Source organism: Candidatus Palauibacter sp. (assembly GCF_965213655.1).
GTDB lineage: Bacteria > Gemmatimonadota > Gemmatimonadetes > Palauibacterales > Palauibacteraceae > Palauibacter.
In genome coordinates, this window is record NZ_CBDBZT010000003.1 from 1,869,961 (window position 1) to 1,881,218 (window position 11,258).

General features: G+C 67.9%; 8 protein-coding genes and 1 riboswitch. Of the genes, 5 read left to right on the plus strand and 3 right to left on the minus strand.

The annotated features are described in order from the left end of the window. Positions 1-2 precede the first annotated feature (2 nt). Both ACOOGH_RS10450 and ACOOGH_RS10455 read right to left on the minus strand, forming a co-directional pair. Complete coding sequence (locus ACOOGH_RS10450) at positions 3-1,577, minus strand: response regulator (protein WP_420448854.1); 1,575 nt, start codon at positions 1,575-1,577, stop codon at positions 3-5. A gap of 10 nt (positions 1,578-1,587) precedes the next feature. Beyond that, complete coding sequence (locus tag ACOOGH_RS10455; RefSeq protein WP_420448855.1) at positions 1,588-2,586, minus strand: glycosyltransferase family 9 protein; 999 nt, start codon at positions 2,584-2,586, stop codon at positions 1,588-1,590. Positions 2,587-2,755: 169 nt separating this feature from the next. Between ACOOGH_RS10455 and ACOOGH_RS10460 the strand changes: the two genes are divergently transcribed. Together ACOOGH_RS10460 and ACOOGH_RS10465 are read left to right on the plus strand one after the other, a co-directional pair. After that, positions 2,756-4,297 carry an LptF/LptG family permease gene (locus ACOOGH_RS10460; protein ID WP_420448856.1) on the plus strand — a complete coding sequence of 514 codons (1,542 nt, stop codon included), beginning with the start codon at positions 2,756-2,758 and terminating at the stop codon, positions 4,295-4,297. Positions 4,298-4,301: 4 nt separating this feature from the next. Then, a complete protein-coding gene (locus ACOOGH_RS10465; protein ID WP_420448857.1) occupies positions 4,302-5,378 on the plus strand; it encodes an LptF/LptG family permease in 1,077 nt (358 codons plus the stop codon). Between the two features lie 16 nt (positions 5,379-5,394). Here the strand turns inward: ACOOGH_RS10465 and gmd are convergent, their stop codons facing one another. Beyond that, complete coding sequence (gene gmd, locus ACOOGH_RS10470) at positions 5,395-6,369, minus strand: GDP-mannose 4,6-dehydratase (RefSeq protein WP_420450113.1); 975 nt, start codon at positions 6,367-6,369, stop codon at positions 5,395-5,397. Between the two features lie 199 nt (positions 6,370-6,568). On the opposite strand from gmd, the gene ACOOGH_RS10475 reads away from it, so the two are divergent. From ACOOGH_RS10475 to ACOOGH_RS10485, 3 genes are all read left to right on the plus strand, one after another. Further along, a complete protein-coding gene (locus ACOOGH_RS10475; protein ID WP_420448858.1) occupies positions 6,569-7,621 on the plus strand; it encodes a hypothetical protein in 1,053 nt (350 codons plus the stop codon). A gap of 39 nt (positions 7,622-7,660) precedes the next feature. Further along, positions 7,661-8,878 carry a threonine ammonia-lyase gene (gene ilvA, locus ACOOGH_RS10480; RefSeq protein WP_420448859.1) on the plus strand — a complete coding sequence of 406 codons (1,218 nt, stop codon included), beginning with the start codon at positions 7,661-7,663 and terminating at the stop codon, positions 8,876-8,878. 131 nt (positions 8,879-9,009) lie between these two features. Continuing rightward, positions 9,010-9,149: riboswitch (cobalamin riboswitch) on the plus strand. 108 nt (positions 9,150-9,257) lie between these two features. Then, a complete protein-coding gene (locus tag ACOOGH_RS10485) occupies positions 9,258-11,243 on the plus strand; it encodes a TonB-dependent receptor plug domain-containing protein (protein ID WP_420448860.1) in 1,986 nt (661 codons plus the stop codon). Positions 11,244-11,258: the final 15 nt, after the last annotated feature.

Here is an 11,258-nt window from a genome sequence, read left to right on the forward strand (position 1 = left end):
GGTCACCGCGGCGTGAGCAACGCGGCCGGAAGCACCATCTCGTCGGGGCTCACGCCCCCGTGCAGGAAACTGTCCCGATACCGATTCTGGTATTCCCGCAACCGCGTCGGGTAGACGAAGAAGTAGTCTTCGCGGCAGAGGGCGAAGGTCTGGTTCATCCCCCGGTGAGGCAGTCGCCACTCGTCGGCGTCCGAGGTCGACATGACCGCGGCCGGGTTCTCCACCTTCATATCGTCGCCGATCTTGTAGCGCAGGCTCGTCGACGCATCGCGTCCCGCATAGATCGTGGCGGGACGACGGCAGTGAATCGAACCGTGGTCCGTCGTGAGGAGGACCCGCACGCCCCGCTGCGCGGCCAGCCGCAGCGCCTTCAGCGCCGGTGAACGCTCGAACCAGGTCACCGTGAGCGAGCGCAGCGCGCTGTTGTCCTGCGCCATTTCCCAGATCAGTCGCGACCGCGCCCTCCCGTGCGTGAGCATGTCCACGAACCCGAACACGAGGGCAGTGGCCGAAGGAGACGACAGGTAACCGCCGAGCCGCGCCAGCATGGGCTCGCTCCCCTGGGCAGAGAAGATCTTCTCGTAGTGCACGGGGATCCGTGACGCGATCAGCTCATGGATGTGCCGCTCGAAGAGTTCGTCCTCGAACGAGTTGTAGCCGATCTCGCTCCCCCGCTCCCACCACTCCGGGTGACTCTCGGCGAGTTCATCCGCAAAGACGCCTCCGAAGATCGCGTTGCGCGCGAACGGGGTCGCCGTGGGCAGCAGACCCGCGTAGAGCGCCTCCTCGATCTCGAAATATTCGCTGACGATGGGGAGGACCGCCCGCCACTGGTCCAGCCGCATGCAGTCCATGACGACCAGCAGCGCCGCCGGATCCTCGTCGAGGATCGGTCGGAAGAAACGGGGCAGGACGTCCACCGAGAGGGTCGGTCCCCGCTCACCGTCCTCGTGCACCCAGTCCCCGTACCGGTCCGCCACGAGATCGCAGAACCCGCGGCTCAAGTCGCTGTGCAGCCCTTTCAAGATCTCGCGGAGCCCCGACTCGCCGGCCTCTTCCAGCCTAAGGTCCCAGTCGACGACCTCCGAGTACAGCTCGGCCCAATCCTCCCACGAGGCCGCGGTGGAGACCCGCTCCCGCAACTCGCCGAAGCGGCGCGAGAAGTCGCGCGTGATGTGCTCGTGGCGCAGCGCCGGTCCGGCGAGGAGCCGGGTCACGACGGACAGCACCTGCCGGGGGCTCGTCGGCTTCACGATGTAGTCGTCCGCCCGGCGTCCGATCGCCTCGTGCATGGTCGATTCTTCCTCACTCTTCGTGACCATCACGACGGGGAGACGCGGGGCCGAACTCCGGATACGGTCGAGGACCTCGATGCCGCGCAGCCCCGGCATCCGTTCATCCAGCAGCACGAGATCGTAGGAAGCCGCCGTCAGGAGTTCGATCGCGTCCTGGCCGTTCATCACGGCGTCGACGTGATACCCCGAGGACCGCAGCAGCATGAGATGCGGACGCAGGAGGTCGACTTCGTCGTCCACCCAGAGGATCCGGCCCGCCACGGTCTTTGTCCCTTCGGTCATGTGAAGCCTTTCAGGCGTTCAGATAGGAGCGGATGGCCCGCTCCAGCTTAAGCAAGACGTCCTCGACGCGGATCCTCGACATGCGCCCGGGCCGGGTGCTCCGCGACGGCTTGCGCCCGCCGCCGGAGCCGCCGGGGTCGCAAGACCGGTCCACCGTGAGGTCGGTGAACCGGCCGTAGGGGCCGCTACGCCTGGGGTCCGTGTACCCGTACAGTCCGATGGTCGGCGTCCCCAGCGCCACCGCCATGTGGAGCGGACCCGTGTCCGGCGCCAGCACGAGATCGCTCGCGGCGAGCCGGCCCGCCAACTCCCTCAGCGTCCCCCCCAGAGCCACGCGCGGCGGAATACTGCACAACTCTTCGAGGCGGCGGCCGTCCCGCAGTTCTTCCTCGGAGTCTCCTCCCAGGAGGACGGCTTGCAGGCCCAGATCGTTGGCCGCCACATCGATTACCCGGGCCGTCCCCTCGAGGGTCCAGTTTCTCCGGGCGTTCGAACTCCGCGGCACGACCGCGAGCACCGGGCGCGAGAACCTCTCTCTCCACCGCGCGGAAACCCGCCGCTCCTCCTCCGTGAAGTGAAAATCCCACTCCTCGCGCCGGGGGACGCCGAGATGGTCGAGGAACTCGAAGAGTTCATCCTGAACGTGGGCCACGGGAGCCGGCGGGATGCGGCGGTTCGTGGCCAACCAACTGAGGTCGCGCGCGCGACGCCGATCGTACCCCAGGCGCTCGGGGGCACGGAGGATGCGGGTGACCAGCCCGCCCTTGAAGTTCGGCTGCAGACAGATGACGAGATCGAACGCTTCCCCAGCCACTGCGCGCCGAAAGCGGGAGTAGGCGCGGGCCCCGAACCGCCGGTGGAAGAGCACGAGCCGATCGACATCCGGGCAGCCCGCCATCAGCGTCGCCGGGCCCGGCTGCAGCACCCAGGTGATGTGGGCGCCGGGCCAGGCCCGCCGGAGCGAGGCCACGATGGGCAGCCCCTGGACGGTGCTTCCGACCGCGCTCATGAGCACGATTGCGACCCGGCGCGGCGGAGCACCTGCGCTTGGCAGGGATCTATCGGGCTGCATTATGGTACAGAAGCTGGCGGATCGTGATGAAAGCGCGGGGCGGAGCCAGCCCCGGGAAGACCCGCCCGGGCTGACAACGGCCCAAGAACACTGTAATCTCGGGACGATGCGAACTCTCACCCGCTACATCCTGCGCCGTCACGCCGGGCCGTTCATTTTCGCCGCCATCGGCACCACCGTGCTGCTCCTCCTCGATCAGGTGAGCAAGCGCTTCGAGAGACTCATCGGCAAGGATCTCGACTGGACGGTGATCGCGGAAGTCTTCGTGTATTCGATCCCCTTCATCATTGCCCAGACCCTGCCGATGGCCGTGCTCATCGCGGTGCTCTACGTGTTCAGCCGGATGGAAGGCGATTTCGAGGTCACCGCCATCAAGGCGAGCGGCATCCCCCTGTCGCGCGTGATGGCCCCGCTCCTCGTGTGCGCGGCCATCGTGGCGGGCGGCATGACCTGGTTCAACAACACGGTGCTGCCGGATGCGAACCATCACCTGCAGGTGCTGCTCACCGGGATCGGCCACAAGTCCCCGACCTTCTCCCTGCGGGAACATACGATCAACGCAGTGCTCCCGTCCCGTCTGTACGTCCACCCCGGCGCCATCGACCGGGAGCAGAGCGTGGTCCACGATGTCGCGATCTACGACGAGCGGCACGGCCAGGAGAGCCGCACCATCTACGCGAAACAGGGGGCGATGGGCTTCTCGGAGAGCGGAGAGGACCTCTACTTCGACCTCGAGGATGGCGTCGTCCAGGTGCGCCTCAACGAGCGACCCCACGCCTTCCGGCGCATCGCCTTCGAGCGGATGCTCCTCAAGATCCCCGAAGTGATGAACGGGCTCGAGCGAGACACCCTCGGAGCCGTACGCGGCGACCGCGAGATGAACATCGCGGACATGCGTGCGGAGGCGGACCGCGGCGTGGCGATGGCGGACGCGGCGCGGTCGGAGAGCCTTGTGTACACGCAGGCGATCACCCGGATGCTGCTGGATTTCGAGCAACCTCTCGAAGACGCTCCGATTCAGGGGGCCGGGCGCGGGCCGGCGGGCAACATACGCGATTGGAAGGATGACATCTCCGCCCTGGAGGACGATTTTTCCGCCCGGCGAGACGAGATCCCCGCCCGGCGAGACGAGATCCCCACCCGGGAAGACGATTTCCCTGCCTGGGAGGACGACATCCCCGCGACGCCGGGATTCGAGCAGGGTCCGGATTCCACCTCCCCCGCGGGCGGAGAAGGCGCCGCGCCGGATTCCACGACACAGGTCGCCGAGAGTGCGGCCCGCCGCTTCTACACCGCCTTCGATGCCGCGAACCAGTTCCAGTCATATGCCGATCGCGAGGTCACGGGCCTGCGCCGGATCAATCAATACTGGGTCGAGATTCACAAGAAGGGGACGATCCCGGCCGCGTGCATCGTCTTCGTGCTTCTCGGAGCCCCGATCGCCGTCCGTTTCCCGCGCGGGGGTGTCGCGCTCGTCGTCGGCGTCAGTCTGGGCATCTTCGGAGCGTACTACGTCTCGCTCATCGGGGGTGAGCGACTCGCCGACCGCCTCTGGATCTCGCCGCTCTGGGCCATGTGGGCCCCGAACGTCCTCTTCGGCGCCGCCGGGCTCGTGGCCCTGGCGCGCTCCACCAAGGTGATGCGCTGACACCGTGAAGCTGCTCGACCGATACGTGCTTACCCAGTTCCTGAGGATATTCGCGGCCTGCGCGCTCGGTGTGCCTTTCCTCTTCATGGTCATCGATGTCGCCGACAACCTCGACCGGTTCCTCGACCAGGGGTCCACCTGGTCCCAGATCGTCCTCCACTACGTGTACGAGTTCCCCTACCAGTCGCTGCTCGGGTTTCCGATTGCCGCCCTGCTCGGGTCCGTGTTCACGGTGGCTTCCATGTCCCGGAACTTCGAGGTCGCGGCGGCCAAGGCGGGCGGTATTTCCTTCTATCGGCTCAGTTTTCCGCTTGTTTGCGGCGCCATACTGCTCAGTCTGGTCGCGCTCGGGCTCACCGAACTCGTCGCCGTGACGACGCGGAAATCCGCCGAGGTGCTTGAGCAGCAGGAGGCCCGCAGCCAGACGATCCGCAACTCTTTCGTCTACCGTGGGGATGACGGCTTCGTCTACAAGGCGCGGCTACTCGACGCCCGCGAGGGCCGGATGGACGACGTCCAGATCGAGCGGCGGGGATCGGAGCCCGACTTCCCGACCGTACACATCACGGCCAACACGGCACAGTACGACTCGGTGTCCTCGCAGTGGGTTCTCCAGCAGGGCTGGATGCGGGAGTTCGTCGGGCAGGAACAGGAAAACGCCTACGAGTTCGCCGAGATGTTCGTGCGACAGCTGGACGAGACGCCCGAAGAACTTCAGGCCAGACCCAAGGAACCGGACGAGATGCGCTACGCGGAACTGGGGCGTCTCATCGAGTCCGTCGAACGCTCGGGCGGCACCACGAACGGGCTGAGAACCTCTCGCGCGCTGCGCATCGCCTTTCCCTTCACCTGCCTGGTGATCGCCGTGTTCGGGATACCGCTGGCGCAAAGCAACAAGCGGGGTGGCGCACCGACCTCGATCGGAATCGCGCTCGGCACGACGATCCTCTTCCTGACGCTGATCCGGATCGCCGAAGCGATGGGTGCGGGTGGGGCGCTGTCGCCGACCGCGGCGGCCTGGCTGCCGAACACGATCTTCTTCGGCACCGGGCTGCTGCTCTTCGTGAGACTGCGGACCTGACTCGCGGCTGCCGAGGCTATCGGTCCGGCACGGTCCCGTTCTCGATGCGCTCGATGTCGCGGCGCACCATGAGGCGGATCATCTCCTCGAACGACATCCGCGGCTGCCAGCCGAGCTGCCGCTTCGCCTTCGACGGATCGGCGCAGAGTCGCTCGACCTCGGCCGGGCGCAGGAGTGCCGGATCCTGCTCCACGTACTCCCGCCAGTCGCGCCCGATCTCATCGAAGGCGATCTCGATCAACCGCTGGACGGAGTGCGTCACGCCGGTCCCGATCACGTAATCCTCCGGCGCCTGCGCCTGCAGCATGAGCCACATCGCCTCGACATAGTCGCCCGCGAACCCCCAGTCGCGCTCCGCCTTGAGGTTTCCGATGGGGAGGCGGTCGACCAGTCCGTGGTGGATGCGCGCGGCCTCCCAGCTCACCTTGCGCGTGACGAACTCCCGGCCCCGCCGCGGACTCTCGTGATTGAAGAGGATCCCGCTCGTCGCGAACAGGTCGTAGCTCTCGCGGTAGTTCACCGTGATGAAGTGGCCGTACACCTTCGCGACGCCGTACGGGCTGCGCGGATAGAACGGCGTGTCCTCGTTCTGCGGTGTCTCCCGCACCTTCCCGAACATCTCCGAAGACGAGGCCTGGTAGAAACGGATCCCGTCGTCTACGGCCCGGATCGCCTCGAGCACGCGCGTCACCCCGAGCGCCGTGAATTCGCCCGTGAGCAGCGGCTGCTCCCAGGAGGTGGGGACGAAGGACTGCGCGGCGAGGTTGTAGACCTCGCGCGGACTCACGCGTTCGAGGACGCGGATGAGCGACAGTTGATCGAGGAGGTCGGCCTGGTGGAGCGTGACCCGATCCCGCAGGTGCGAGATCCGGTCGTACTTCTCCACCGAGGACCGGCGCACGACGCCGTGCACCTCGTATCCCCTGTCGAGCAGGAACTCGGCGAGGTAGGAACCGTCCTGTCCCGTGATGCCGGTGATGAGCGCGATCATGGCGGCCGAATATGCGCGGCCGGCGGGCGTCGGCCAAATCACGGCGGCTCGACGGAAGCCGACGTCGCCGGCGCGCTTGACCGAACACAACCCGAAGCCGAGATTCCCCGTCCTGCAAACGGCAGGGCTCCGAAGGAATCCCAAGGCTGAAGACTGAGGAGGTTTCGCGATCCCGCGCGCGACGCCGGTCCCGGAATGGGTGCCCGATCTTCCAACGAGCCCGGGCGTCTACGTCTTCGTGGATGCGCACGGGCATCCGCTCTACGTGGGGAAGAGCGTGAACCTGCGGCGTCGCGTCAGGGGATACTTCTACTCGGGCGGGCCATCGAACGAGCGGCTGGCCGAGATGCTGCGGATCGCCAGGAGCGTGGAGGCGCATCCCACGGGCAGCGATCTGGAGGCACGACTTGTGGAAGTCGAGCGGATCCTCGGCCAGCGTCCGCCCTACAACAAGGCGCTCAAGCGGCGCGACGCCGGCTGGTACCTGGAACTGCGCCGGAACGAACCCTTCCCGCGGCTGCGCATCGTGCGGCGGCCGCGCCGGGCCGAGGCCCGCTATGTCGGTCCGTTCTGGAGCCGCCGACTGCCGGACCGCATCCGCCGACTCGTCGAGAAGATCTTCCGGCTGCGGAGTTGCGCCGAGGTCGTACGCCCGGACGCGGACCGGAGCCCGTGCATGCAGTTCGACATGGGGCTCTGCACCGCCCCCTGCGCGCGCCGCGTGGGACTCAACGGCTATCGGCGGCAGGCGGATGCGGCGGGGCGCCTGCTCGTCGACCGTGACTACGCATGGGAACTCCTGGACCGTTTCACGGAGGCGCGTGACGCCGCCTCCGAACAGCTGGAGTTCGAGCGGGCCGCAGAGGCGCAACTGCGTCTCGACTGGATCGAGGAACTGGAGGAACTCCGGTTCTCGCTGGAGCCGGAGGCCGAGCCGCACTCGTGGCTCATCGTGCTCCCGGACGTCGACGACACGCACCGCACCCTCCAACCCGTGGCGCGAGGACAGGTGCTCCGGCGCTATCGCGTGCAGTGGGTCGACGGCGCCTGGGAGAAGGCCGTCGAGGACGCCTGCTATGCCGTGCGCGTGGCGGAGTTGCGGGCGCCCGCCGTGCTTTCGCCGCGAGAGTCCGTCCCCAGCGCGATGGTCGGCCGCTGGATCGAGGAAGGCGGCGAGGGTGGACACGCGATCGACCTGACGCGTCTCGACACCGCCGGCGCCATCGACCGGTTACGCCGGCTCGCGTCGTGACACCCGTCGCGGAACCTCGTCACCGGTAACCGGGTCTTCATGCTCATGCTCAGAAACGAAGACATCGTCGCGGCCCGCGATCGGATCCGCTCCGGCGTGGTGCGGACTACGTGCCCGGAGTCGTTCGCCCTCGAGGCGCGGGCGCCCGGCCGGTTCCACCTGAAGACCGAGTTCCGGCAGCGTACGGGATCGTTCAAGGATCGCGGATCGCTCAACAAGCTTCTTCGCCTCGGCCCGGGGGCGCGCGAAGGGGGCGTCGTCGCGGCCAGCGCCGGAAACCACGCCCAGGCGCTCGCGTACCACGCGTCCCGGCTCGAGATCGCCTGCACGATCGTGATGCCCGTCCACGCACCCCTCATCAAGATCGCCAACACGCGCGGCTACGGCGCCCACGTGATTCAGACGGGCGAGACCCTCTCCGATGGGATGGCGCTCGTAGATCGCCTGACCCGCGAGGAGGGGCTGACGCCCGTCCACGCCTTCGACGACCTGGATGTGATGGCGGGTCAGGGGACGATCGGCCTCGAGATCCTCGAACAGGTGCCCGACCTCACGACGGTCATCGTCCCCATTGGAGGAGGCGGGATGATCGCGGGGATCGCGACCGCCGTGAAAGCGCAGCGCCCCGACGTGCGCGTCATCGGCGTGGAGGCCGCGGCCTCACCGGGGGCCCGCGAGTCGCTGGCGGCCGGGAAGCCCGTGCACCTCGAGAACTCGGACACGCTCGCGGACGGGATCGCGGTGAAGCGGATCGGCGACCTCACATACCCTCACCTCGCGGCGCTCGTGGATGACGTGATCCTCATCGACGAAGAGCAGATCACGCGGGCGATCTTCTTCCTGCTGGAGTCCGAGAAGTTCGTCGTCGAAGGCGGTGGAGCGGTGTCCGCAGCCGCCGTCCTCGAGGGCAAGGTCGAGCTCGGCTCGTCCGACGTCACCGTCTGCATCCTCTCGGGCGGCAACATCGACATGAACCTCGTGTCGCGGGTCATCGACCGGGCGCTGTGGGCCGACGGCCGCCTGGCGCGCCTCACGGTCGTCGTCCGCGACCGCCCGGGCTACCTGAACGAGGTGACGGCCCTCGTCGCGATCGAGGGCGCGAACGTGCTGCACGTCGAACACACGCGCGCCTTCGGCGACATCTCGGTGGGCAGGGTGGGCATCGAACTCACGATCGAGACCCGGGGTCCCGACCACATCGCGGCGATCGTCACCAAGCTCCGCGACCTCGGCCACCGCGTGGACGAGCTTTCCTGAGGCGCCTCCGGCTCGCCCCGGGGGTCAGGCCGTCTTCGGGTTCTTCCGCGCGTCAAGGAGAGGCCGGGGAGTTGACCGGCGGGGGCGGTCGGCTCATCCTCGGGGCACGACAGAATTGGCCGGGGGGGCTCACGGAAGCCGGTGTGAAACCGGCGCGGCCCCGCCACTGTGAGAGGACCGGTTTTTTCCCGGAACGCCGACTCGGACGTGCCACTGGGACCCGCGCGGGTCCCGGGAAGGCGAGCCCCGGCGGCCTCGAGCCAGGAGACGTGCCCATCCGGCGCCCACAACACACCTCCGCGGGGAGGTGAGGGTCGTCTCCGGGTACGGCACACCTCGGACATCTCCCTCCTCTTTTCCGCGGGAAGGGAGAGCCGAGATGAGACATGTGAACCCGGCGCGCGGGCGCCCACTTCACGGACTCGCTGTAGCCGCGGCGGCGTACGCCGTTTTCGCCGCATCCCCGCTTCGCGCGCAGGAACCCATCAGCCTTGAAGGGCTCGTCGTAACCGCCTACCGCCTGGCCGAGCCAGAGTGGACCGTGGCCGCCAACACGACGGTCATCGAAGGCGAGGAACTGGAGCGGGCCGGGATCGAGTTCGTGTCCGACGCGCTTCGGCAGATCGCCGGGCTGTCGGTCGCCCGCAACGGATCGTTCGGCGCCATCACCTCCGTGTTCCTGCGGGGCGGCGAGTCGGACTACGTCCACGTGCTCGTCGACGGCGTACGCGTGAACGAGCCTGGCGGATCCTACGACTTCGCCTCGCTGACCACCGACAACGTGGAGCGCATCGAGATCGTGCGCGGACCGGCTTCGGCACTGTACGGCTCCGACGCCGTGAGCGGCGTGATCCAGATCTTCACGCGCCGCGGGGCGGGGTCTCCCCGGGGCGGCCTCTCCTTCCAGACCGGGAGCTTCGGGACGACGCGCTGGCAGGGCGACCTCTCCGGGGGCACGGGCGGGCTTTCCTACGCCTTCTCGCTCGGCGGGAGCGCGACCGACGGGATCCTCGCCTTCAACAACGAGCACCGGCAGACGACGGCCACGGGGCGCGTACAGGCAAACCTGGACCCGGACACCGACGCGACCTTCGCAACCCGCTACAACGATTCGCGCTTCCACTATCCCACGGACGGATCGGGTAACGTGGTCGACCACAACGCCTACTCGTTCGCCGACGCGCTCACCGTCAACATCGATGCGGGCCGCCGCTGGACGGATGCGATCGAGACACGGCTCTTCCTCAACGTCTGGGAATCGGACCGCGGAACGGACGACGCGCCGGACAGTCCCGCCGACAGCCTGGGCTTCTTCGGCTTCAAGAGCCTCACCGACACCCGCCGCGTCACGGCCGGCGGTCGGGGGGTGTGGCGTCCCTCCGAGGGGCTGGCGGTCACGACGGGATACGAGGAGGAACGGCAGTCCGTCCGCGGCTTCAACCAGTCCTTCTCCCAGTTCGGGGGGAGTTCCGGCAACTCCGAGAGCGACTGGTGGAACCGGGCCTTCCACGCGCAGATCGCCTGGGTGCGCGACGCGCTGGCGGTGAACGCGGGGCTGAGAGCCGAGGACGACGAACGGTTCGGCGCCGCGGCCACCTGGCGGAGCGGCGCCGCCTGGCGCTCGGAAGCCTCCGGCACGCGCCTGAGAGTCTCGAGCGGCACCGGCATCAAGGAACCGACGTTCTTCGAGACTTTCGCCACCGGTTTCGTCACCGGAAACCCCGACCTCACGCCGGAACGTTCTACGAGTTTCGAGGGGGGCATCGACCAGGAGTTCGGTGGTTCGCTCAAGCTCTCGCTTACAGGCTTCAGCCAGAGCTACCGGGATCTCATTCAGTACACGGGCTCTCCGCCGGCGGAGGGAGATCCGAACTTCTTCAACGTCGCGAAGGCCCGCAGTCGCGGGCTCGAGACCGAGGCGAACGTCGAGGTCGGCCGTCTGCGGCTCACCGGCAGCTACACGTACCTCGACACCGAGGTGCAGGACTCGGGTTTCGACGAGGGGCCGAGTGCAACCTTCGTGGAAGGCTCGGCGCTGCTGCGGCGGCCGAAGCACACCATGACGACATCGGCCTTCTATCCCGTCTCATCGCGGGTGGGTCTGGACGTGAGCCTGCGGCGCGTGGGTGAGCGGGAGGACCGGGACTTCTCCTCCTTCCCCGCCGAGCCGGTATCGCTCCCCGCCTACTCTGTGCTGGATCTCTCGGCCAGCTTCGACCTCGCCGGCGGCGGCGGCCGGCCGGGCTTCACCCTCACGGTGCGCGCGGAGAACCTGCTCGACTCGGTCTACGAGGAGGTCTGGGGCTTCGCGGCGCCGGGTCGCGGACTGTACGTGGGCGGCCGCGTCGTCCTCGGCGGTTCCTGACCGGGAGCGCCTGAC

What these genes read in the sequence shown, in the direction of transcription:
- ACOOGH_RS10485 (WP_420448860.1), top strand. Translation starts at nt 9,258, where the DNA reads ATGAGACATGTGAACCCGGCGCGCGGGCGCCCACTTCACGGACTCGCT.
- ACOOGH_RS10450 (WP_420448854.1), bottom strand. Translation starts at nt 1,577, where the DNA reads ATGACCGAAGGGACAAAGACCGTGGCGGGCCGGATCCTCTGGGTGGAC.
- ACOOGH_RS10455 (WP_420448855.1), bottom strand. Translation starts at nt 2,586, where the DNA reads ATGAGCGCGGTCGGAAGCACCGTCCAGGGGCTGCCCATCGTGGCCTCG.
- ACOOGH_RS10460 (WP_420448856.1), top strand. Translation starts at nt 2,756, where the DNA reads ATGCGAACTCTCACCCGCTACATCCTGCGCCGTCACGCCGGGCCGTTC.
- ilvA (WP_420448859.1), top strand. Translation starts at nt 7,661, where the DNA reads ATGCTCATGCTCAGAAACGAAGACATCGTCGCGGCCCGCGATCGGATC.
- gmd (WP_420450113.1), bottom strand. Translation starts at nt 6,369, where the DNA reads ATGATCGCGCTCATCACCGGCATCACGGGACAGGACGGTTCCTACCTC.